We start from the raw sequence: 20,740 nt of genomic DNA, 5'->3' as shown, positions 1-20,740 counted from the left end.
CCTTTTTTAAAACCCCACCGCCCCAACCCCCCCCCCCCCCCCCCGGCCGGGCGCCGGGGGGCCCGGGGGGGGGGCCCCCCCCGGGGGGCGGGGGGGGGGGCCCACCCCTGCCATGTCGTCAGAAACCCTGTGCGTTCGCGAAAACGGAGGGCGGCGCCGAGTGAAGATCACCCCATGCGGTCAGGAATGATCCACATCTACACCAAGACGGACAAATCCCATTTGTCATCGAGGTGCCGTCTACTAAGCGACCCGCGTAGGTCATCAGAACGCTGTGACCGACGTCACGGAACCGTGTCCGATTTCGCCCGGTCCGGCGGCGCCGCCCGCCGCGCCGAGGCTCATGTCCCCCTTCCGCAGGGGACGGCCGTAGTCGACGGCGCGCCTCAGCCGGACACTTCCACGCGCCCGTCCGCCAGCAGCCGCAGCGCCTCCTCGGAGGGTGAGCCCGGCTCGGCGGTGTAGATGACGACGTTCTGGTCCCGGTCGGGCAGGTGCAGGGTGTCGCAGTTGACGGTCACCGGACCGACCGCCGGGTGGCGGAAGGTCTTGCGCAGGGTCTGCTCTGCCGCCACGTCGTGCGCGTCCCACAGGCGGGCGAACTCCGGGCTTCCGGCGAGGAGTTCGTCGACCAGCGCGGTCACCTCCGGTGAATCGGGGTAGCGTGCGGCGGCGGAGCGCAGGCCCCGGACGGCGGACCGCGCGAACTCGTTCACGTCGGACACGCCGTACAACCGCCCGTCCCCCGGGGCGGGTCCGAGGAAGGCGCGGCGTACGAGATTGCGCTCGCGCGGGGGTACGGCGGAGAAGTCCTCCATCAGGGCGGCGGTCAGCGCGTTCCAGGCGAGCACCTCGTAGGTCGCCGAGGTCACGAACGCGGCCGAGTTGGGCAGCCGGTGGATCATGTCGAGGATGCCCTGCGGCACCTCGCGCGAGGGTCCGGGCGGCGGGCCCGGAGGCGTGCCCGCGAGGTGGTGGAGGTGGTCGCGCTCGGCGTCGGACAGACGCAGCGCCCGCGCGAGCCCCGCCAGCACCTCGCGCGAGGGGCGCGGCGCCCGCGCCTGCTCCAGTTGCGTGTAGTACTCCGTCGAGATGAACGCCAGCTCGGCGACCTCCTCGCGCCGCAGCCCCGGCGTCCGCCGCCGCGCCCCGGCGGGCAGCCCCACCTCGGCGGGCCCGATCCGCTCCCGCCTGCTGCGCAGGAACCCGGCCAGTTGTCCTCTGTCCACGCCGTCCAGTATTCCGCCGTCCTGCCGCGCGCGGTGGGGTACCGGCCGAGATCCAGCCAGGTACCGGCGATACCTGGCTGGGTTCCCGGCGAGGGCGCAGGCTCGGAGACATGACTGACACCACCACTGCTTCCCTCGGTCTGCTGGCCGGCAAGGTCGCCCTCGTCACCGGGGCCGGACGCGGGATCGGCGCCGCCGCGGCGCGGCTGTTCGCCCGCGAGGGCGCCCGGGTGCTGCTCGCCGCCCGCACCGAGGACCAACTGAAGACGGTGACCGAGGCGATCACGGCCGACGGCGGCACCGCCGCGTACGCCGTGTGCGACCTGGCCGACGCCGACTCGGTGCGCGCCGCCGTCGAGCGGGCCGTGGACCTCTACGGCCGCCTGGACGTCGCCTTCAACAACGGCGCCTCCGGCCAGCAGCCCGGCCCGCTCGACCAGACCCCCGAGGCGGACTTCGACCGGCTCTACGCCGTCAACCTCAAGGGTCAGTGGCTCGCCATGGCCGCCGAGGTGGCCGCGATCCGGGCCACCGCCGGGAGCGGCGCCATCGTCAACACCTCCTCCGTCGGCAGCCACGGCGCCAACCCCGAACTGCCGGTCTACGGCGCGATGAAGCGCGCCCTGAACAGCCTCACCGAGTCGGCCGCCGTCACCTACGGACCCGAGGGCATCCGCGTCAACGCCATCGCCCCGGGCGGCACCCTCACCGAGATGATCCGGGAGTGGGAGACCGAGTCGCCGGGTCTGCTGGAGCGGATCACGGCGCACACCCCGCTGGGCCGCATGGCCGAGCCCGAGGAGATCGCCGAGGCGGCGGCGTGGCTGCTCAGCGACCGGGCGTCGTTCGTCAGCGGCACGCTCCTGCGGGTCGACGGGGGCGCGCGACTCTGAGCCCGGCGCGTCCGGAGCGTCCGGCATGGGCGGAGCGTCCGGCATGGGTGGAGCGTCCGGCACGTCCCGCGCGTCCGGCGCGCCTCGTGCCGTCCCGCACGTCCGGCGTATCCGCGCCGGTCCCGCTCGGGGCGCCCGTGTCTATGGTGGAGCGTGATCGACTCCGACACCGAGCCCGCGCGTCGGCGTCGGCGGCCGGGTTACGCGGCCGCCGCGGGCGTCTTCGCCGTGGGCATGATGGGCACCACGCTCCCCACGCCGCTGTACGGGCTCTACCGGCAGCAGATCGGGTTCTCCGAGCTGATCGTCACGGTGGTGTTCGCCGTCTACGCCGTCGGCGTCATCACCGCGCTGCTGGTCGCGGGCGGCGCCTCCGACGTCCTGGGACGCCGTCCGGTGCTGGGCTGCGCCCTGGGGCTCTCGGCGCTCAGCGCGGTCTGCTTCCTCTTCGAACAGGGACTGCCGCTGCTCTACGTCGGACGGGTGCTGTCCGGCTTCTCGGCGGGGCTGCTCAGCGGCACGGGCACGGCGGCCGTCCTCGATCTGGCACCGGCCGGGCAGCGGGGGCGCGCCGCGCTCGCGGCCACCGCCGCCAACATGGGCGGACTGGGTCTCGGCCCGCTGCTCTCCGGCTTCCTCGCGCAGTACGCGCCCCGCCCGCTGAGCCTGCCCTTCCTCGTGCACCTCGGACTGCTGGCCGTCACCGCCCTGCTGCCCGAGACGGTCCGCCACGAGGGGCGGCGCCCTCCGCTGCGCCCCCAGGGCATGACGATCCCGCCGCAGGTGCGGGGGGTGTTCGGGCCGAGCGCGCTGGCCGCGTTCGCCGGGTTCTCCCTGCTCGGTCTCTTCACGGCGGTCGCCCCCGCCTTCCTCACCGAGACCCTGGGCGAGCACAACCTCGCCGTGACCGGCGCCGTCGTGTTCTGCGTGTTCTGCGCCTCGACCGTCGGCCAGGTCCTCATGGGACGCCTCGGCCCGCGCGCCGCGCTCCCGACCGGCTGCGCGGTGCTCGCGGCGGGACTGGTCCTGGTCGGGGTCTCGCTGCTGACCGAGTCGCTGCCGGTGCTGCTCGCCGGGGCGGTGGCGGGCGGGATCGGACAGGGCATGGCGTTCCGCGCGGGCCTCACGGCGGTCGGCGCGGCAGCGCCCCCGGACCACCGGGGCGCCACCATCTCCGCCTTCTTCGTCGTCGCCTACCTGGGCATCTCCCTGCCCGTCGTCGGCGTGGGCGCCCTCGCCGTGGCACTCGGCGTGCGCGAGGCGGGCATCGTGTTCACGGCGTGCGCGATCGTGCTGGTCGCGGCGGTGGGCGTCCGGGTGGCACACCGGCCGCCGGAGGCGCTGTGACGGTGCCTCCAGGGACGTAAGGGACCGCCCCTAGAGGGCGACCGCCGGGTACGTCTCGGTGTACGTCTCGCCACCGGCGCCCTGATAGACGCAGGTGCGTGCCGTCAGGTCCACGTCGTACCGGACGACCCCCGCCTCCCAGCAGCCGCGCACGAACTCGGGGAACGACGTCTCGCCCGCCTGGTCGGCGCGGAGCGCGGCGAGCAGGGCGGCGCGGTCGAACGGCGGCACGTCGGTCATTCCGGTGATCAGCGGCTCGCCCTGGACGGCGACGGGTCCGGCGTCCGTGAGGTAGAGCATCGCCCCGGACGGGACGGTCATCGTGCAGCGGGTGGTCCCCGCCCGGCGCAGCGCCTCGGCGAGGTGGGGGAAGCCGCCGACCTGGGGTCGGAGGGAGGCGCCGCGTTCGAGGGCTGCCTTGAGGGTCGGGACTGCGGTGTGTGGGGTCATGGGCACTACGTTGCCATCATGACAACATGTTGTCAAAGTGGCTCGGTGCTGCGGATGTGGCAGTCTGTTGCGGTACGAAGAGCGGACGGCGGGCCGGGAGGCTGGGCATGGGTGACGAGGCGGCGCTGCTGGTCGCGGACCTGTACGAGGCGGCGGGGGCGCTGCGGCGGCTGGGGGAGCGGACCGCCGCCGCCGAGAGGCTCACACAGGCCCGGTGGCAGGTGATGAGCGTGGTGGCGGAGAGCCCGCTGACCGTTCCGCAGGCGGCGCGGCGGCTCGGGGTGAGCCGCCAGAACGTCCAGCGGGTCGCGGGCGACCTGGTGGAGCGTGACCTCGCGGCCTTCGAACCCAACCCGGACCACCGCGGCTCTCCCCTCCTGGTCCTCACCGGCGCGGGCGCCGAGGCGCTGGGCCGGGTCACCGAGCGCGCCGCCGCCACGCACCGCGCGGTGTTCGGCGAGATCCCGGGCGAGGACGTACACGCGGCCAGGGATTTCCTGCGGGTGCTGCTGACCGAACTGGACCGGTACGAGGCGGACGCGAGCGAAACGGACGCGGGCACCCCGGAGCCTCAGAACCGCTGACCCGCCGGTACCCGTACCGTCGTCGTCACCCGCGCCTGGCTCGGTCCGCGCGGTGTCGAGCCGAAGCCGAACAGCACCGGTGGCACGACGGGTCCCACGGCGCCGAGGTCGCGCCCCTCGTACACGGCCGTCCCGGCGGTGACCCGGCGCAGATCGCGGGCGCCGTACCACTCGTACCGGCCGTGGCCCGCCGAGCCGCGGGTGCGCAGGCCCAGCAGCCGGGCGAACGGGTCGAACACCGTGGCGCACGCCGTACTGGCCGCCACCCGTCCCGGCACCGCCCGCAGCAGCAGCCCCAGCGGTCCGCGCCGCCCGACGGTGAAACGCAGGGCGAGCAGCGCACCGGCGTCCACGCTCCAGTGGGCGCCGTCGGTCCGTACCCCCATGGGCACGATCCTGACCTCGTCGAAGCCGTACGTCCCGGCGATGAAGTCCGCGGTCCGGCGGGTCGGCGCCAGCAGCACCCGGTGGCCCTCGGCGGTCTCCACCATCACGTCGCTGAACGGACCGAACGGCGAGCGCGGCCAGTGACCCAGGACCAGCCGGGTGCCGGAGGTCGTGCCGATGCCGGTGATCCAGCCGTCGAAGCGCAGCAGGGCGGGCTGCCCGGGGGCGCCGGGGGTCTCGTGCGGGGCGGGACGTGCCTGTTCCGGTCCGGGGGACACCATCCGCCCCGACTCCCCCCGGACGCGTGCGGCGAAACGCCTACCCCCGCGCCAGCATCTCCCGCGCCGCCTCCAGTGCCTCGGCCCGGTCGTGCGGGACGACGCCGATCCGGGTGCGCCGGTCGAGGAGGTCGGAGGGCACGAGGGCGGCTTCGTGCCGCACCGCCCACAGGAGTTCGGCGCGGGTGACCGGATGGCCGGGTATCACCGGCTCGGCCAGGCTCGGGTCCCGCTCGGCCAGCGCGTGCACCGCGACCGCCTCGGTGCCGTAGCGGCGGACCAGGCGGGTGGGGGCGGGCAGACGGCGCAGGGCGGCCGGTTCGGCGGCGCCGACCAGGGGGAGCGCGGCGGTGGGGGAGGGTCCGGCCGGGAGGCGGTGGGCGGCGACGGCGGCGTCCACGGCGTCCTCGGCCATGCGGCGGTACGTCGTCAGCTTGCCGCCCACCACCGTGACCACGCCCTCGCCCGAGGTGAGCACGGCGTGCCTGCGCGAGATGTCGGAGGTGCGCTCCCCGGTCGTCCCGGGCGCCGAGGTGTCCAGGAGCGGGCGCAGTCCGGCGAAGGCGCCGTCCACCTCGTCCCGGCGCACCGGTGTGTCGAGGACCGAGCCGAGCACGTCGAGGAGGAAGCCGATGTCGGTCTCCGGCACCTCGGGCTCGTCGGGGATCTCGCCCTCCACCGGCTCGTCGGTGAGACCGACGTAGGTACGGCCGTCGCCCTGCGGCAGGACCAGGACGAACCGGTTGGTCTCGCCGGGGACCGGGATGTGCAGCCCGGCAGGCAGGGCGCCCAGCCGCCGTGAGCGCAGGACGAGGTGAGTGCCCCGGGACGGTCGCACGCGCAGCCCCTCGACCAGACCGCCCGCCCAGACGCCGGTCGCGTTGACGACGGCACGCGCCCTGATCTCCCCTTCCTCACCGGTGAGTTCGTCGCGGAACCGGGCGCCCCCGGCGTCCAGGCGCAGCGCGCGGACGCGGGTGAGGACCCGGGCGCCGTGCGCTGCGGCGGTGCGGGCGAGCGCGGTGACCAGACGGGCGTCGTCGGTCACCTTGCCGTCCCAGGAGAGCAGCCCGCCGCGCAGCCCCTCGGCACGCACCGCCGGGGCCAGCAGTCGCGCCTCGGCGGCGGCGAGCCTGCGCGGCACGGGCAGCACCTGGCGCGGGGTGCGGGCGGCGAGGCGCAGCATGTCACCGGCGCGGAACCCGGCCCACGCCAGCGACGCCTGGCCGCGCGAGACCAGCGGGGTCAGCGGCAGCACGAACGGCTGCGCGGCCACCAGATGCGGAGCCGTGCGCGTCATCAGCACCCCGCGCTCCACCGCGCTCTCGTGCGCCACGTCGAACTGCCCGGCGGCCAGATAGCGCAGCCCGCCGTGGATCAGCTTGGAGCTCCAGCGGGAGGTGCCGAAGGCGAGGTCGTGCGCGTCGATCGCGACCACGCTCAGCCCGCGCGAAGCCGCGTCCAGCGCGACCCCGGCGCCCGTGGCGCCGAGCCCGACCACCAGTACGTCGGCCGTCGATCCGTCGGCGGACGAGGCGAGTTCACGGGTGCGCCGGGCGGCGTCGAGGGACGATCCCGGCGTCGCCCCGGCGGAGGCGTCCGTACGGCTCATGGCGTGAGGGTCCTCTCCAGAAGGGTGCGCAGTTCGCCGAGCAGGGCGGCGGAGTCCAGCTCGGGGTCGTCCTCGTCCGTCATGGTGCGCAGCGACAGGGCGAAGGACTGCACGGTCAACAGCAGGGCGCGCGCCTGCCGTTCGGGGTGTCCTACGCGCACCGAGCCGTCCGCGTCGCCCGCGCGCAGCGCCTCCACCAGCAGGGCGAGCAGCGCCTGCTGGCTCGCGCCGCGCCGGTCCAGCACATAGGGGAGCAGCAGCTCCGGATCGACGTCGACGATCTTGCGGAAGAGGGGATGGGCGCGGAACTCGGCCACCCCGGTGACCAGTCCGTCCACGATCCGCTCGCGCGCTCGCGTGTCCGACCGCTCCTCGGGGAGCACCCGGGTGGCGACCGCGAGCCATTCGCGGGTCATCAAGTCGCCCACCAGGGACCGCAGATCGGGCCAGCGCCGGTAGAGCGTCATCCGGGAGACCCCGGCGCGGCGGGCCACGTCGGCGAGGGTGGTGCGGCGTACGCCGACGGCCAGGACGCAGTCGCGCACCGCGTCGAGCACGGGGTCGGCGTCCGAACTGTTGTGACGGATGGACGTCATGTGTCACAGTGTAACGCCCCGAGGGGCTCTGCGGACCCGGAGCCGGATGAACCACCGGGTGAACCGCCTTCCGTGTGAACCGAGTTGGTGAGGACGACCGTTCGATGGACATGCTGTGGAACGGCTGGGGCGACCCGGCCAAGGCGGCACCGCTGCCCGAGAACGTGACCGGTCTGCTGCGCGACCTGCTCGGCGTCCGGCCGCGCACCACCGCCCCGCTCGCCCTCACCGACCTCGACCTGCCCGCGACCCCGGCCGACCCGGCCGCGCTCGGCGCCCTCGCCGACGCCGTCGGCGGACCCGAACACGTGCGCACCGACGCCGAGTCCCGCATCCGGCACACGCGCGGCAAGTCCACCCCCGACCTGCTGCGCCTGCGCGCGGGCGACCTCGCGGACGTACCGCACGCCGTCGTCCTGCCCGGCACGCACGAGCAGGTCCTCGCCGTGCTGCGCGTCTGCGCCGCGCACCGGCTCGCCGTCGTGCCGTTCGGCGGCGGCACCAGCGTCGTCGGCGGACTCGCCCCGGAACAAAGGGAGTTCGTCGCCCTCGACCTGCGCCGCATGAACGGTCTGCTCGACCTCGACCCGGTCTCCCGCACCGCAGTCCTCCAGCCCGGACTGCGCGGTCCCGAGGCAGAAGCCCTGCTCGCCGAGCGCGGGTTCACCCTCGGCCACTTCCCGCAGTCCTACGAGTGGGCCACCGTCGGCGGGTTCGCCGCCGCCCGCTCCAGCGGACAGGCGTCCGCCGGATACGGGCGCTTCGACGAGATGGTCCTCGGTCTCACCCTCGCCACCCCCGAGGGCACCATCGAGACGGGCCGCGCGCCGCGCTCCGCCGCCGGACCCGATCTGCGCCAGTTGTTCCTCGGCTCCGAGGGCGCCTTCGGCGTCATCACCTCCGTGACCGTGCGCGTCCGCCCGCTGCCCGAGCAACGCGTGTACGAGGCATGGCGGTTCGCGTCCTTCGCGGAGGGCACCGCCGCGCTGCGCCGCCTCGCCCAGGACGGACCCCGGCCCACCGTGCTGCGCCTGTCCGACGAGACCGAGACCCTGATCGGCCTCGCCCAGCCCGACCGCATCGGCGCCGCCTCGGACCAGGGATGTCTCGCCGTCACCGGGTACGAGGGCACCGAGGAGGACGTCGCGCTGCGCCGCGAGCGCGCCGCCGCCGTCCTGCGCGAGTCCGGCGGCACCTTCGCGGGCGCCGAACCCGGCGAACGCTGGGCCCACGGGCGCTACTCGGCGCCCTATCTGCGCGACGCCCTCCTCGACGCCGGAGCCTTCGCGGAGACCCTGGAGACCGCCGCGTTCTGGTCCCGCATCCCGGAGCTGTACGCCGCCGTGCGCGCCGCGCTCACCGACACCCTCACCGGCGCGGGCACCCCGCCGCTGGTCATGTGCCACGTCTCGCACGTCTACGAGAACGGCGCCTCCCTCTACTTCACCGTCGTCAGCGCCCAGGGCGAGGACCCGGTGGCCCACTGGACCCCCGCCAAGCACGCCGCCAACGAGGCGATCCTCGCCGCCGGGGGCACCATCTCCCACCACCACGGGGTCGGCACCGACCACCGTGACTGGTACGTGCGCGAGGCGGGACCGCTCGCCGTCGACGCCCTGCGCGCCGTCAAGCACCGCCTCGACCCCGACGGCGTGCTCAACCCCGGCGTCCTGCTCCCCGCCGACTGACCGACTCCCCGACCGCTTCGCCCCGGAGGCACACCGATGCGCCAGTTCACCGCCGTGGTCAACCCGACCGCGGGCGGCTCCACCGGGGCCGCCACCCTCCTCGCGGTCGGCCGCCTGCTCCGCGAGGCGGGCGCCACACTGGAGGCCGAGTACAGCCACGACCTCGACCACGCCCGCGAACTCGCCCGCGCGGCAGGGGAATCGGGGCGCGTCGTCCTCGCCGTCGGCGGCGACGGCATGGCGGGCGCCATAGGCGGCGCCCTCAGCGGCACCGGCACCCTCCTCGGTCTCATCCCCTCCGGACGCGGCAACGACTTCGTCCGCGCCCTCGGCCAGCCCGCAGACCCCGCCGCCCTCGCCGAGGTCCTGCTGCACGCCGAGCCACGGCACGTCGACACCATCGAGGTCGAGTCCGCCGTCCACCCCCGCACCGTCGTCCTCGGCAGCGTGTACGCCGGGGTGGACGCCCTCGCCAACCAGTACGCCAACCACGCCCGCCTGCTGCGGGGTTCGGCGTCGTACTACGCGGGCGGTCTGCGCGCCGTGGCCGGGTGGCGTCCTGCCGACTTCCGTGTCACTGTCGACGAAGTCCCCCACGAATACCGGGGCTTCACCGTCGTTGCCGCCAACTCCCGCTATTACGGCTCGGGTCGGGTCATCGCGCCCGATGCCGAGATCGACGACGGACTCCTCGACGTCGTGTTCATCCGCGAGGCACCCCGCACCCTCTTCTTCGCCCTCATGAACGACCTCAAGACCGGCACCCATGTGCGGCGCCCCGAGGTGAGCGTCGTACGCGGCCGGGAACTGCGCATCGAGGCGGGCAGGGCGCTGCCCTACGGCGCCGACGGCGAGGTGGAAGCCACCCTGCCCGTCACCGTGCGCGTCCGCCCCCGCGACCTCGCCGTGCTCTGCTGACCGCGCCGAAGGCGCCCCGCCGCACCGGGTCAACGGCGCCGACGCCCGCGAGCGGCGAACTGATAACGTCGCGCAACCAACGGCGCGTCACCGAGGTCTGAACCAATATGAAGATCTCTTTCCTTCTGCACAACGCGTACGGAATCGGAGGGACGATCACCACGACCTTCAATCTGGCCGGAGCCCTCGCCGAACGGCACGACGTGGAGATCGTCTCCGTACTGCGCAACCGCGACAACCCACCCCTCACCCTGGACCCCCGCGTCCGGGTGCGACCCCTGGTGGACCTGCGTACCGAACGCGACGACCCGCTGCACAAGGAACCCGCCCGGGTCTTCCCCGCCGCCGAGCAGCGCCACGGCCAGTACAGCCGGCTCACCGACGAGCGCATCGCCCGGTGCCTCGCGGACATCGACGCCGACGTGGTGATCGGCACCCGCCCCGGACTCAACGTGCACCTCGCCCTCCAGGCTCCCGACCGCGTCCTGCGCGTCGGGCAGGAGCACCTCACCTGGGACCACCACTCGCCCCATCTGCGCACCGTCCTGCGCCGCGCCTACCGCCGCCTGGACCTGCTCACCACCGTGACCGAGGCCGACGCCCGCGTCTACCGCCGCCAGGCACGCCTCGCCCGCGTCCCCGTCCAGGCGCTGCCCAACAGCGTGCCCGACCCCGTACTGCCGCCCGCCGACGGCCGCGCCAAACTGATCGTCGCCGCCGGACGGCTCGTCCCGGTCAAGGGCTACGACCTCCTCGTGCGCGCTTTCGCCAAGGTCGCCGCCGAACACCCCGACTGGCGCCTGCGCGTCTACGGCATCGGAGAGGAACGCGACCGGCTGCGCGACCTCGTCCACGAACTCGGACTCAGCAACAACGTCCATCTGATGGGTGCCACCGCCCCCATGGAGGGCGAGTGGGTCAAGGCGTCCATCGGAGCGGCCAGTTCGGTCTTCGAACCCTTCGGCATGACCATCGTCGAGGCGATGCGCTGCGGACTCCCCGTCGTCAGCACCGACTGCCGCTACGGACCCGGCGAGATCATCCGGGACGGCGTGGACGGCAGGCTCGTCCCGCCCGGCGACCCCGACGCCTTCGGCGCCGCCCTGCTCGACCTCGTCCGCGACGACGAGCGCCGCCGCGCCATGGGCCGCGCCGCCGCCGAGAACGCCCGGCGCTACGCCCCCGAGTCCGTGGTGGCCGAGGCCGAACGGCTGCTCACCGACGCGGTCGCCGCCCGCGCCGCCGGACACCGCCCCGGCACGGACCCGGACGCCCTGAGCCACACCCTCACGGGCACCGCCCACGCCGCCCGCGACCTCGCGCACGTCACCGCCGCGCGCGTCCTCAGGACCCTGCGCCTGCGAGGAGCACGCCGATGACGACACCGAACGGCACCGCACCCCGCGCGCTCTGCCGCGCCGACGCCGACGGGCGGATCACCTTCGAACTCCCCGCGTCCGTCGCCGGAGACCCCGAGGTCCGCGTCCTGCTGCGCGGCAGACCCGCCAAGGGCGAACCGGAACCCGAGGAACACGCCCTCCCCCTCGAACCGGCGGGCGACGGACGCCTCCGCGCCGTACTGGAGCCCAAACCCGTGCTCACCGAGGGCCGTTGGGACGTGCTCCTGGTCCGCGCGCCCGGCGCCGGACCCGAGCGGCTGCGCTCCGGTCCGCGCGACCTGCGCACCCTCCTCGACGGCCACTCGCGCGCGTGGCCCGCGCCGGTCGCGGTGCGCGTCCCGTACGCCACCAAGGACGGCCACCTCGCGCTGCGGACCTGGCTGCGCCCCGCGCACGCCGAGACCGACCGCGTCGACGTGGGGGAGCGCACCACGAGGGTCACCGCCCGCCTGCACGGCACCGAGTTCACCGACGACGGCGTCGTACGGGTACGGCTGCGCGGCAGCCGGGACCGGGAGGTGACCGTGACCCCCGCCGTGGACGCCGACCGCAGGGGCTTCGCCTTCACCGTCGACCACGCCGAACTGGTCGGCGCCGAGACGCCGGACGCGCCGGGCTACTGGGACGTGTACGTCCTGCCCGAAGCCGGTGCCGCGCCGGTACGCGCCGGGCGCCTCCTGGACGACGTCGCCGACCGCAAGCACTCCTTCGTCCACCCGACGGCACGGGTCGGGGGTGCCACCGTGCGGCCGTACTACACGGTCGACAACGACCTGTCCTTCGACGTCGGACCCGCTCGCTGACCGGGGTCGCGGCCCGCGCCGTGAAGCGTGGGCCGCGAGCCGTCGGTCAGGGCAGGGTGCGGCACAGCAGCGCCGCGGGTCCCGGGCGGCTGCCCAGGCGGGTGGTGAAGGCGATGCCCGCCGCGTATTCGTTCACCGCGCACTGGCCCTTGTAGTTGCCCTCGGCGAAGTCGCCGCCCGCGCCGTCGGAGGGACGGTTGTCGGAGCGGTCGAACCACACCGTGCGCCCGCTGCCGCCGAGCGCGCCCTTGCCCGGCGCGCACACCGCCGCCGAGACCCGCTCGCCGCGCAGGCTGTACCCGATGAGGAACGCCCCCGACGGGCACTGGAACTTGGTGTACCCCGACGCCCAGTCGCCGCCCGAGGGGACGTACCGCTCGTCGTTCACCACCGTCTGACCGCCGTCGGCGGCGCGCAGGTCAAAGGCGCCCGCGTCCGTGCACAGCCCGCGCCCGCCTGTGTGGCTCAGCCCGATCAGCCGCAGCCCGTCCGGGCAGGCAGCCTTGTAGGCGCCCGAGTCCCAGTCGCCGGCCGCCTTCGCCTTCAGGGACTCCACCGCGTCCCCGTGATCGGTGCTCAGCATCCGCCACACCGGCACCGCAGCCACCGCGCCCGTCTTGCCCGAGTCGGCCATCAGCCGCTGCCAGCCCGCCGCCCGCCAGTCGCCGGAGTCGAGGATGCCCGAGCGGTGCCCGGCGGTGTCGTAGCGCAGCAGCGCCCAGTCGTCGTGCCCCTCGAAGCCGACCAGCGGCCAGTACGCGAAGTCGGCGTCGTGGTCCGCGAAGTAGTCGGTGGTGTTGGTGAACCAGGTACGCGCCTTCGCGTTGGTGTCACCCGACCCGGCGCCGAACTCGCTGATCCACACCGGCGCCGTGTAGTGCTTGCCGTTCTCCTCCACGAAGAACGCCTCGTCGTACATGGCCTGCCCCAACTCGTCGCGGGACATGTCCTGGTAGCGGGCGTCGTGGGTCTCGCCCACGCCGGTCGCGCCGCTGTGGTGCGGACCGGTGTAGCCGTAGAAGTGCGCGGAATAGACCAGCTTGTGCGCGTTCACCAGGGTGTGGGACAGGGTGCGCACCGGGGTGAGCATCGGGCGGCCGTGCGGCAGACCGTCCACGGGCAGGCCCGTCCAGTTGATGCCCTCGATCACGATGAGCAGGTTCGGATTGCCCTCGGTCAGAATGCGGTCACCGGCCAACTGGGCGGCGGCATACCAGTCGTGGTCGTCGCCCAGCCCCCAGTTGGGGTCGTCGAGGATGTTGCGGCGGACCTCGTTGTAGAGGTCGGCGCCGACCACGCCGGGCACCGAGGCGTAGCGGCGCGCCATGAACACCCAGTCGTCCGCCCACTTCTGCGTGGTCTGGCTGGTGTTCCACCGCTCGTTTCCGTCGACGCCACAGCACCAACGGGAGGTGTTGGTGTGGTTGTTGAGGATGACCGCGAACCCGCTGTCGCTGAGCGCGTTCACCACCGCGTCGTAGACCTGGAGCGGGGTCTTGCCGCGCAGTTGGGGGTTGGCGGCGACGGCGGCGTCGGGGACCGTCGCCGTGGAGTGGATCATCTCGTTGGAGAACGGCAGCCGGATGCTGTTGATGCCCAACTGGTGAAAGTCGGACATCAGTTGGGCCATCGGCACCCGGTCGAGACCGAGCGGGATGTTGTGCGAGTCCTGGCCCGCGTGGTGGTTCGCCGGGTCGTCGGTGCTGCCGCTGCCGTTCCACGAGCCCTGCGCGCCGTCCCAGTTGGCCGACTTCAGCCGGAAGCGCTCGCCCCGGCTGTCGACGATGTAGCGGCCCTGGGTGGACAGCGGACCGTGCCAACCGGCGGCGGCGTCCGCCGCCCGGGCGCCGTGCGCGTCGGCGGCAGGAGCCGCGGTGGCGTGGGGCGCCGCGTGCGCGGCGGTGGCCGCGGTGGAGACGAGAAGCAGCCCTGCGGCCGTGGCGGCCAGACGCAGGGAAGGTGAAGCTGTCGGCATGGGGGAGCCCTTGGTCTTCCGGGGATGAAGGCGCGTGAACACGCCTGAAAAATAAGGGAGTTGCACAAGCGGGCGGCAGTGACGGCCGCACCGGCTGGGCGGCAGTCTCCACCACCGCGCACCCCGAGCGGAAGGGATTCCCCGGCGGTACGGACCACACGCGCGCACGGGTGTGGGCGGCGCGGCGGGACAGACGGGGGCAGGTCCGGACGGAGGCGCTCAGGCCGCCGCGTGCTGCGCCAGTTCCGCCCAGATGGTCTTGCCCCGGTGCTCGCGCCGGGTGCCCCAGTGCTCGGTGAGCTGCGAGGTGATGGACAGCCCCCGCCCGTGCTCGTCGTCGTCCTCCGCGTGCCGCAACTGGGGCGCGGTGCTGCTGTCGTCGGTCACCTCGATGATCAGCGCCGCATGGTCACGGACCAGCCGCAGCCGGATCGGTCCCTCCGAGTAGCGCACGGCGTTGGTGACCAGCTCGCTGACCACCAGCGTCGCCGTGAAGGCAAGCTCCGCGAGACCCCAGTGGTCCAGCCGCTCCTCCGTGCGGCTGCGTGCCTGACCGACCGCCTCCGGCTCGTTCGGCAGGGACCAGGAGGCGACGCGGTCGCTGCCCAGACCGAGCGTGCGGGCGAGCAGCAGCACCCCGTCGCCGGTGGGATGCGGGCGCGCCAGATCGCTCAGGATCGTCTTGACGATGTCCGGCAGCGGACGGTCCTCGGGGCGCAGCGCCTCGCCGAGCCGGGCCAACTGCTCCTGGGAGTCGGGGCTCGCGTCACGCAGCAGCACCGGATTGCAGAGCATGACCAGCGTGCCCACGGGCAGCTCGACGCGCACCGAGTGGTAGCGCGGCGCCCCGCGCCCCAGCGGGGGTCCGATCGGCATGTCCGCGAAGGCCACCGGCTCGCCGGGGCGGGCCACGGCGGGCGGCGGATGGCCCGCGCTGGCCAGGGTGCAGCGGTGCGAGACCGGATCGTAGACCGCGTACAGACAGCTCGTGCCCGCGCGTCTGCTGTCCAGCGTCTCGTCCGGGTGGCGGGACTCCTCCGCGTCCAGCCGGGACACCAGGTCGTGCACCCGCTCCAGCAGCTCCTCCGGCGGCAGGTCCAGGGTCGCCAGGGCGCCGATGGCCGCGCGCAGCCCGCCCATGGTCACCGCCGCCCGGATGCCCCGGGTCGGCGGCTCCCCGACGACGAGCCCGACGCGCGCGCCGGAGAGCGGGATGATGTCGAACCAGTCCCCGCTGGTGCTGCTCGGCAGGTAGCTGTGCGCCGTCTCCACCGCGCTGTGCCCGGGCACGTGCACCGGGCGCAGGCTGAGCTGGAGGATGCGGGCCACTGAGCGCTCGCGCGTGTAGAGCCGCGCGTTGTCCAGGCACAGCGCGGTGTGCCGGGTCAGCTCGTCGGCGAGGCGGAGGTCGTCCTCGGTGAAGGGGACGGCGGTGCGCTGCCGGTAGAAGCGGGCGAGTCCGAGGATGCCGCCCCGGGCGGCGAGCGGCACCGCCATCCGCGAGTGCGCGTCCTGCTCCGGCACCAGCGCGTTGCTCCTGCCGTGCGTCTCCGCCTCCTCGTGGCCGTCCGGACCGCCGAGCAGCACCGGGCGCCGCTCGGTGAGGACCTGCTTGTAGCGCGAGGACAGACCGGGCTCCAGCACGCTGCCGACCTCGATCGGACGGTGTCCGTTCGTCGGCCGCACCGAGCTGTAGCCCGCGCAGCGCAGCAGCAGATCGTGGCCGAGCGAGTCCAGCGGGGGCACGTCGCCGCGCAGTACCGCGTCCAGGACGTCGATCACCACCGTGTCCGCGAGATCGGGCACGCACACGTCCGCCAGCTCCTGCGCCGTGTGCACGATGTCGAGCGTGGTGCCGATCCGCGCGCTCGCCTGCCGCAGCACATCCAGGCGGACCTGCGCCCGGTAGCGGTCGGTCGCGTCCATCACGCTCAGCGCCAGTCCCTTCACCCCGCGCACGGAGTCCCGCAGGCGGAACGCGGCGAGGGACAGGACGGTGTGGGGGAGACCGGCGCCGGGGGCGGCGTCCGGTACGGGGCGGTGCTCCACCTCGAAGTCCGACCTGGGCTCGCCGGTGGTCAGGACCTCGCGGAGCATCGCCTCGACCTGTTCGTGGTGCAGACCGGGTGCCCACTGGCGCAGGGGCATGCCGAGGGCGCCGGTGGGGGGCAGGTGGCGGAAGTGTCCTGCGGCGTCGTTGAAGCCGACGAGGCGGAGTTCGGTGTCCAGGACGTACACGGGGTGGGGGGAGTCCGCGAACAGGGCGTCCAGCACCGCGCCGTCGAGGTCCCGGCCTCTGCCTCGGTCTGCGGTCATGTCCTGCGATGCGTTCACCTATCCATGCTGCGCCAGGGGTGGCTGGGTGTCGTGCGGGGTGCCTTCGGCGATGTGGCGGACGGGGTCGTGTGCGGGTGCGGGCCGGTGCCGCTGCGCCGACTGCCCGCAGCTCTGTCAGGACAGAATGCGGCGGTTTGTGCCAAGCTCAAGACCATGACCACTCCCGCACACACGACCGGGTCCGACGGGAAGACGCTCTACTACGGTGATCTGTCGGCGCCGCATGAGCTGCAGGTGTTTCTGGAGATGCGTGACCGGGCGTCCGCTCGGATGGCCAAGGCGCTGCTCGGCACGATCAAGCAGCTCGCGGACGACGGCAAGGCTGTCGTGAAGTTCCACTTCGCCGGGGCCATCGACGACAGCGTGGGTGGGGACGGTGACCAGCAGGCCGTCGCCGCACTGGCTGCCGCGAGCGATGCCGGGCAGGCACAGCTCATCGGGTATCTGGCGGCGCTGTTCGACAACCAGCCCTTCCCGCCCGGCGAGGACAAGTTCTCCGACGCCTCCGTGCTGCTGTCCGTGGCGAACGGCGTGGACGGGCTGCGCTCCTCCGACTTCGACCAGAAGGTGTCCGGGCACACCTATGTGACCTGGGCGGGCGAGTCCATCTCCACCTTCGAGACCTTCGGGCTGCCCGGTACCCCTGCCGTCTGGTACGACAAGGAGAACATCCCCGTCGTCACCGTCGAGGGCGAGGTCGACACCGACCCGCAGAAGTTCCTCTCCCAGATCACGTCCTGAACCGTTCGAGTGCGGGGCGCTCGGCCCCTGGGTAGGAGACGACCGTCCGGCCGCGCGGCCGGACGGCCGACCTGCGAACAGGGATGGGGTGCACGGGTCATGACGTGGGAGCAGACCGGGGGCGGGGTCCAAGCGGTGGTGCCGTACGACGGACGGCTGCTGCTGGTGACCGAGGGCAATGGATGGGTGCTGCCCTCGGGGTCCGCCGAGGAGGCGGAGTCGGCGGAGGCAGCCGCCGCCCGGGTCGTGTACGAACTCACCGGCTATCTCGTCGACGGCTCCCAGCCCCTGGAGCCCGGACAGGAGCCCCCGGCCGTGCTGTGCAGCCTGCTCACGGACGACCCCTCGGGCGGCGCCCGGCTCTCGCCGGAGGCGATCAAGTGGCTGCCGTTCGAGGAGGCGGAGAGCGCCGGACTGCCCCCGGCGGTGGTCGCCTACCTCCGGGGGCACAGCCCGGTCTGAGCAGGAGAACGAGAATCAGCCGGGCGCCGCCGCGAGGAAGTCCGCGCGGTCCACGATCACCCGGTCGATCTCGCCCGTCGCCACCAACTCACCCGCGCCGTCCACGGCTTGCACCGCGAACGTCAGCCGCCGTCCCGGCTCGCCGGGCGGCGGCTCGGCGGTCACCTCCACGTGCCCGCCCACCCGGGTGGCCCGCAGATGCCGTACCCGCACGGCGGTTCCCACGGTGGTCAGGCCGGGGCCGGTGAACGGCACGGCGGACCGTACGGTCGCCGCCTCCAGCCAGGCGATCAGGCGCGGGGTGGCGAGCACGGGTACGTCACCGCTGCCCACCGCCTCCGCCGTGTCGGCGTCGGTCACCTCATGGCGCATGGCCACACGGTAGCGGGCGAACGGAAGGGGCGTACGGAAAGCCTCCGTACGCCCCTCCGACCGGTGACGTCCGCTACTTCGCGGGCGCCGTCCGCTACTTCGCGGGCGCCTCGGACTTCTCCGGGTGACGCACGCTCAGGTGCAGCGAGTCGTCCACCACGTCCGCCACGATCGTGTCGCCCTTGTCCACCTCACCGGAGAGCACCAGCTCCGCGATCCGGTTGTCCAGCTCGGTCTGGATCGTGCGGCGCAGCGGACGCGCGCCGAACTCCGGCTTGTAGCCGTGCGCGACGAGCAGCTTCTTCGCCGCCTCCGTGACCTCCAGATGGATGCCCTGCGCCCGGACCCGCTTGGCGCTGCGCTCCAGGAGCAGGTCGATGATGTGCCCGAGGTTCTGCTCGGACAGCGCGTGGAAGACGATCGTCTCGTCGATGCGGTTCAGGAACTCCGGCGGGAAGTGCCCCTGGAGCACCGACTCCAGCTCGCCCCGGATCTCGTCCACCTTGCCCTGGTGGGCGAGGATCAACTGCGAGCCGATGTTGCTGGTGAGGATCACCACCGTGTTGCGGAAGTCCACGGTGCGTCCCTGGGAGTCGGTCAGCCGCCCGTCGTCCAGCACCTGGAGCAGCGTGTGGAAGACGTCCGGGTGCGCCTTCTCCACCTCGTCGAACAGCACGACGCTGTACGGCTGTCGGCGCACCTTCTCGGTGAGCTGCCCCGCCTCGTCGTAACCGACGTACCCGGGCGGGGAGCCGACCAGGCGGGAGACGGTGTGCTTCTCCTGGAACTCGCTCATGTCGAACCGGATCAGCCGGTCCTCGTCGCCGAAGAGCAGCTCCGCGAGCGCCTTGGCCAGCTCCGTCTTGCCGACACCGGTCGGACCGAGGAACAGGAAGGAGCCCACCGGGCGGTTCGGGTCGCCCATGCCCGCCCGGTTGCGGCGCACCGCCTGGGCGATGGCGAGGACCGCCTCGTCCTGGCCGACGACGCGGTCGTGCAGCGCGTCCTCCAGCTTGAGCAGGCGCTCCTTCTCGCTCTCGGTGAGCTGTGCGACCGGGATGCCGGTCCTGCGGGAGACGATCTCCGCGATGTCGTTCTCGGTGACCGCGACGACGCCCTCGCGGCGCTCCTCGATCTGCGCCAGCTCGTTCTCCAGCTCGGCGATCTCGTGCTTGAGGTCCTTGGCGCGGTCGAACGCCTCGCTCGCGACCGCCTCGTCCTTCTCCCGGTTGAGCCGGGCGAGCCGGTCCTCGCGGTCCTGGACCTCCTTGGACTTCCCGCGCGAGCGCAGCCGGACCCGCGCACCGGCCTGGTCGAGCAGGTCGATCGCCTTGTCGGGCAGGAAGCGGTCCGCGATGTACCGGTCGGACAGCTCGGCCGCCGCGACCAGCGCCGCGTCGCTGAAGCGCACCTGGTGGTGCGCCTCGTAGGCGTCGCGCAGCCCCTCCAGGATCTGCACGGTCTCCTCGACAGAGGGCTCGGGCACCTTGACCGGCTGGAAGCGCCGCTCCAGGGCGGCGTCCTTCTCGACGTACCTCCGGTACTCGTCGAGCGTGGTCGCGCCGACGACATGCAGCTCGCCCCGGGCGAGGGCGGGCTTGAGGATGTTGCCCGCGTCCATGGAGCCCTCGCCGCCGCCACCGGCGCCGACGACCGTGTGCAGCTCGTCGATGAAGAGGACGACCTCCTCCGACGCCTCGGTCACCTCCTTGATGACCTTCTTCAGCCGCTCCTCGAACTCGCCCCGGTACTTGGCTCCGGCGACCAGCCCGGCCACGTCCAGCTCGACGACCCGGCGCCCCTCCAGCGTGCGCGGCACGTCACCGGAGACGATGCGCTGCGCCAGACCCTCCACGATGGCGGTCTTGCCGACACCCGGCTCACCGATGAGCACCGGGTTGTTCTTCGAGCGGCGCGAGAGGATCTCGATCGTCTGCTCGATCTCCTCGCCCCGGCCGACCACCGGGTCGAGCTTCCCGGCCCTGGCGTCGGCGGTCAGATCACGTCCGTACTCGTCCAGGGTCGGCGTGCTGCTCGGCTCCTGCGGGACCTCGGCGCGCGCGGCCGTACCGGCGTCGCGGGCGACGCGGTCGGTGTCCACCCCGAGGTTGCGGGCGACCGTGGTCGCCTGGTCGTTGCCCGGGTCGAGCAGCGCCTGGAGGATGTGCTCGGGTCCGATGTACGAGGCGCCGCTCGCCTGCGAGCGGGCGTGGGCGCCGATCAGCACCCGCTTGGCGGCCGGGGTGAGACCCGGCTCGGCGGACGGGGTGCCGCTGCCCGCGGGCAGGGACGCCTCCAGCTCCTTGGCCAGGTTGTCCGGGTCCGCCCCGGCGCGGGCCAGCAGGGAACGGGACGGCTCGACCTGGGTCGCCGCCCACAGCAGATGCTCGGTGTCCAGATCCTCGCTGCCGTCCTCGGCGGCACGGCGCGAGGCGCGCGCTATGAGTTCACGCGCGGACTCGGTGAGCAGTCGGCCCACCGGCACCCGCTGCACGGCGGGCGGCGAGGACGTGGCCGACATCCCGAAGAAACGATTCAACAGATCGGAGAAAGGATCTGACGATCCAAAAGAGCCGAAGCCCATCGGTGGCACTGACACGTTCATCAGCCTCCTCATCTCCCCGTGCGGGAAACCCCACCTAATCACAGGGTCCTTGAGGAAGTCCCG

The 20,740-nt window shown here is 73.3% G+C and carries 18 protein-coding genes; 9 read left to right on the top strand and 9 right to left on the bottom strand.

Features of this window, described 5'->3' with window-relative positions:
• Nucleotides 1-386: 386 nt before the first annotated feature.
• Entirely contained in the window at nt 387-1,229 is an 843-nt protein-coding gene (locus tag IF655_RS29840) for a helix-turn-helix transcriptional regulator (protein WP_199588281.1), read from the bottom strand.
• A 110-nt stretch (nt 1,230-1,339) separates the two neighbouring features.
• On the opposite strand from IF655_RS29840, the gene IF655_RS29835 reads away from it, so the two are divergent.
• Nucleotides 1,340-2,122 (top strand): SDR family NAD(P)-dependent oxidoreductase, encoded by a 783-nt coding sequence (locus IF655_RS29835; RefSeq protein ID WP_199588280.1) that lies wholly within the window; start codon nt 1,340-1,342, stop codon nt 2,120-2,122.
• A gap of 153 nt (nt 2,123-2,275) precedes the next feature.
• The gene (locus tag IF655_RS29830; RefSeq protein ID WP_199588279.1) at nt 2,276-3,469 is read left to right on the top strand and encodes an MFS transporter; all 1,194 of its coding nucleotides are present in this window, start codon (nt 2,276-2,278) and stop codon (nt 3,467-3,469) included.
• A 30-nt stretch (nt 3,470-3,499) separates the two neighbouring features.
• On the opposite strand, the gene IF655_RS29825 is transcribed toward IF655_RS29830, so the two are convergent.
• Nucleotides 3,500-3,919 (bottom strand): DUF1398 family protein, encoded by a 420-nt coding sequence (locus IF655_RS29825; protein ID WP_199588278.1) that lies wholly within the window; start codon nt 3,917-3,919, stop codon nt 3,500-3,502.
• A gap of 107 nt (nt 3,920-4,026) precedes the next feature.
• Between IF655_RS29825 and IF655_RS29820 the strand changes: the two genes are divergently transcribed.
• Complete coding sequence (locus tag IF655_RS29820; protein WP_199588277.1) at nt 4,027-4,503, top strand: MarR family winged helix-turn-helix transcriptional regulator; 477 nt, start codon at nt 4,027-4,029, stop codon at nt 4,501-4,503.
• Here the strand turns inward: IF655_RS29820 and IF655_RS29815 are convergent.
• Genes IF655_RS29815 through IF655_RS29805 form a run of 3 tightly spaced genes read right to left on the bottom strand, consistent with a single transcriptional unit; the run spans nt 4,491 to nt 7,376 of the window.
• The gene (locus tag IF655_RS29815; protein WP_242488994.1) at nt 4,491-5,171 is read right to left on the bottom strand and encodes a hypothetical protein; all 681 of its coding nucleotides are present in this window, start codon (nt 5,169-5,171) and stop codon (nt 4,491-4,493) included. The genes IF655_RS29820 and IF655_RS29815 overlap by 13 nt on opposite strands.
• A gap of 37 nt (nt 5,172-5,208) precedes the next feature.
• A complete protein-coding gene (locus IF655_RS29810) occupies nt 5,209-6,780 on the bottom strand; it encodes a glycerol-3-phosphate dehydrogenase/oxidase (RefSeq protein ID WP_199588276.1) in 1,572 nt (523 codons plus the stop codon).
• A complete protein-coding gene (locus IF655_RS29805) occupies nt 6,777-7,376 on the bottom strand; it encodes a TetR/AcrR family transcriptional regulator (protein ID WP_199588275.1) in 600 nt (199 codons plus the stop codon). Before IF655_RS29805 ends, IF655_RS29810 begins: the two co-directional genes overlap by 4 nt.
• 104 nt (nt 7,377-7,480) lie before the next feature.
• Here IF655_RS29805 and IF655_RS29800 point away from each other — a divergent pair, with 104 nt between their 5' ends.
• The 4 genes from IF655_RS29800 to IF655_RS29785 all read left to right on the top strand — a co-directional run bounded on the left by IF655_RS29800 (nt 7,481) and on the right by IF655_RS29785 (nt 12,185).
• Nucleotides 7,481-9,064 (top strand): FAD-binding oxidoreductase, encoded by a 1,584-nt coding sequence (locus tag IF655_RS29800; RefSeq protein WP_199588274.1) that lies wholly within the window; start codon nt 7,481-7,483, stop codon nt 9,062-9,064.
• 36 nt (nt 9,065-9,100) lie between these two features.
• Complete coding sequence (locus tag IF655_RS29795) at nt 9,101-9,982, top strand: diacylglycerol kinase family protein (RefSeq protein ID WP_199588273.1); 882 nt, start codon at nt 9,101-9,103, stop codon at nt 9,980-9,982.
• Between the two features lie 107 nt (nt 9,983-10,089).
• Nucleotides 10,090-11,361: a glycosyltransferase family 4 protein gene (locus IF655_RS29790; protein ID WP_199588272.1), complete on the top strand. Its 1,272-nt coding sequence runs from the start codon at nt 10,090-10,092 to the stop codon at nt 11,359-11,361.
• Nucleotides 11,358-12,185, top strand: coding sequence for a transferase (locus IF655_RS29785; protein WP_199588271.1), 828 nt, complete (start codon nt 11,358-11,360; stop codon nt 12,183-12,185). Before IF655_RS29790 ends, IF655_RS29785 begins: the two co-directional genes overlap by 4 nt.
• 46 nt (nt 12,186-12,231) lie before the next feature.
• Here IF655_RS29785 and IF655_RS29780 read toward each other — a convergent pair whose 3' ends face one another.
• Together IF655_RS29780 and IF655_RS29775 are read right to left on the bottom strand one after the other, a co-directional pair.
• Complete coding sequence (locus IF655_RS29780; RefSeq protein ID WP_199588270.1) at nt 12,232-14,160, bottom strand: glycoside hydrolase family 5 protein; 1,929 nt, start codon at nt 14,158-14,160, stop codon at nt 12,232-12,234.
• 219 nt (nt 14,161-14,379) lie between these two features.
• Entirely contained in the window at nt 14,380-16,494 is a 2,115-nt protein-coding gene (locus IF655_RS29775; protein WP_199588269.1) for a SpoIIE family protein phosphatase, read from the bottom strand.
• Between the two features lie 156 nt (nt 16,495-16,650).
• Between IF655_RS29775 and IF655_RS29770 the strand changes: the two genes are divergently transcribed.
• Together IF655_RS29770 and IF655_RS29765 are read left to right on the top strand one after the other, a co-directional pair.
• Nucleotides 16,651-17,238 carry a thioredoxin domain-containing protein gene (locus IF655_RS29770; protein WP_199588268.1) on the top strand — a complete coding sequence of 196 codons (588 nt, stop codon included), beginning with the start codon at nt 16,651-16,653 and terminating at the stop codon, nt 17,236-17,238.
• 99 nt (nt 17,239-17,337) lie between these two features.
• Nucleotides 17,338-17,700, top strand: a complete 363-nt coding sequence (locus IF655_RS29765) for an NUDIX domain-containing protein (protein WP_199588267.1) — start codon at nt 17,338-17,340, stop codon at nt 17,698-17,700.
• A 15-nt stretch (nt 17,701-17,715) separates the two neighbouring features.
• On the opposite strand, the gene IF655_RS29760 is transcribed toward IF655_RS29765, so the two are convergent.
• Both IF655_RS29760 and IF655_RS29755 read right to left on the bottom strand, forming a co-directional pair.
• Nucleotides 17,716-18,072, bottom strand: coding sequence for a thioesterase family protein (locus tag IF655_RS29760; RefSeq protein WP_199588266.1), 357 nt, complete (start codon nt 18,070-18,072; stop codon nt 17,716-17,718).
• Nucleotides 18,073-18,166: 94 nt separating this feature from the next.
• Entirely contained in the window at nt 18,167-20,656 is a 2,490-nt protein-coding gene (locus IF655_RS29755; RefSeq protein ID WP_374100452.1) for an ATP-dependent Clp protease ATP-binding subunit, read from the bottom strand.
• Between the last annotated feature and the right edge of the window lie 84 nt (nt 20,657-20,740).

The organism is Streptomyces sp. DSM 110735, from assembly GCF_016482685.1.
In the GTDB taxonomy this organism is placed as follows: Bacteria; Actinomycetota; Actinomycetes; order Streptomycetales; family Streptomycetaceae; genus Streptomyces.
The sequence above is the reverse complement of the archived record's forward strand: the minus strand, read 5'-3'. Positions and strand labels throughout refer to the sequence as shown.